The sequence below is a fragment of the Streptomyces sp. NH27 genome, assembly GCF_056859195.1.
Genome location: NZ_JACEGK010000886.1, coordinates 1 through 1618, shown reverse-complemented (window position 1 = coordinate 1618; position 1618 = coordinate 1). Strand labels below are relative to the sequence as shown.

General features: G+C 70.1%; 2 protein-coding genes. One reads left to right on the top strand and one right to left on the bottom strand.

The genetic code is table 11. The features are described 5' to 3' along the window. Positions 1-23 precede the first annotated feature (23 nt). On the bottom strand, positions 24-893 hold the full coding sequence (locus AC13HU_RS36790; RefSeq protein WP_483046345.1) for a sigma-70 family RNA polymerase sigma factor: 870 nt from the start codon (positions 891-893) through the stop codon (positions 24-26). A gap of 237 nt (positions 894-1130) precedes the next feature. On the opposite strand from AC13HU_RS36790, the gene AC13HU_RS36785 reads away from it, so the two are divergent. After that, complete coding sequence (locus AC13HU_RS36785; protein WP_483046344.1) at positions 1131-1583, top strand: carboxymuconolactone decarboxylase family protein; 453 nt, start codon at positions 1131-1133, stop codon at positions 1581-1583. Positions 1584-1618: the final 35 nt, after the last annotated feature.

The following is a 1618-nucleotide window of genomic DNA, read 5'->3' as shown; positions in this document are numbered from 1 at the left end:
GCGCCGCGCGGTGACGGCCGACCTCAGTTGCCGAGCACCACGATGTCGAGTTCCTTCAGCCGGTCCGGGTCGCCCACCAGCTCGATGGCGGTGATCACGTCGTCGTGGATCGTGAAGTCGAAGACCACGATCACCCGCTTCCGCGTCTGCCACACCGCTCCCACCGAAGTGTCGATGAGCGCGACGCGGGCGGCCTCGGCGCCGCCGGAGAAGATGCCCGCCACGCCGCGGGCGCCGTGGGTCATCGGAGCGGCGCCGATACGGACGGCGGTGTCGTCGGCGTGCATGGTGACGTTGGGGGCGAGCAGGGTCAGCAGACGCTCGAACTCGCCGTTGCGCGCGGCGGTGAGGAAGGCGTCCACCATCTCGTGCTGCCGGCGCAGGTCGGGCATCGGGGAGGCGCCGTGGATGCGCCGCCGGGCACGGCTGGCGATCTGCCGGGTGGCCCCCGGGCTGCGCCCGATGACCTGGGCGATGTCGGCGAACGGCACGGCGAACATGTCGTGCAGCACGAAGGCGAGCCGCTCGTCCGGTTCGAGCGTGTCGAGGATCACCGAGAGCGCCAGGCCGACCGAGTCGGCCAGCATGGCCTCCTGCTCGGGGTCCGCGTTCTCCTCGGTGGGGACGGGGGCGGACGCCTCGGTGTGCTCCTCGAAGAACTCCTCGCGCCGGCTGCGGGCGCGCAGCAGGTCCAGGCAGACCCGGCCGACGACGGTGGTGAGCCAACCGTCGAGGTTCTCCACCGCCTCCGCGTCGCTGCGGTGCAGCCGGATCCACGCCTCCTGCACCGCGTCCTCGGCCTCGTCGGTGGAGCCCAGCATGCGGTGGGCCACGGCGTGCAGCCGTGGGCGCTTCTCCTCGAAAGCCCGTGCGAGCTGGTCGTTCTCGTCCATGGCCACCGTCGTCCCCTTCGCTGTTCGCCGGTGCTTGACCGCCGTCGGATACATCTTCGCTCCGCCGGGCTCCATAGCTGTGACGAACGGGATCATCCGCGTGTGACGGGTCCCCGGCGATCGGTTCCCGCCTCCGGCACCCGGGCCGCCGCTGTCACACTCGCCCGCCGCCGGTCGTCGTAGAAGTGACGCATGCCGACCAGCCTGCGTCATGTGTTCCCGTAGAAAGGGATGAACATGGAAGCGCGCCTCACCAACCCGGCGATGATCCTCAACGCCACGCAGCCTATTCAGGACATGTACAAGGCCATCTACTCCGGTGGTGTCCCGAAGACGACCCTTGACCTGGTGCACTTGCGGGCCAGCCAGATCAACGGGTGCGGCCCCTGTGTGGACTCGGGTGCCCGTGGTGCCCGCAAGGGCGGCGAGACCGAGGAGCGGCTGTTCGCGGTCGCCGCCTGGCGCGAGACGCCGTACTTCACCGACGCCGAGCGCGCCGCGCTGGCGCTGGCCGAGTACGCCACCAGGTTGTCCGACCGCAGCGACCAGGTACCGGACGAGATCTGGGACGAGGCCGCCGACCACTACGACGAGAAGGGCCTCGCCGCCCTGGTCCTGATGATCTCGCTGACCAACTTCTTCAACCGCCTGAACGTCACCACCAAGCAGGTGGCCGGCGACTGGGGATAGCAGACCCGACGGCCCGGGCCCGGTCCACCTCGCGG

Excerpts from the sequence above, each read along its gene's own strand:
- AC13HU_RS36790 (WP_483046345.1), bottom strand. The coding sequence starts at position 893 with ATGGACGAGAACGACCAGCTCGCACGGGCTTTCGAGGAGAAGCGCCCA.
- AC13HU_RS36785 (WP_483046344.1), top strand. The coding sequence starts at position 1,131 with ATGGAAGCGCGCCTCACCAACCCGGCGATGATCCTCAACGCCACGCAG.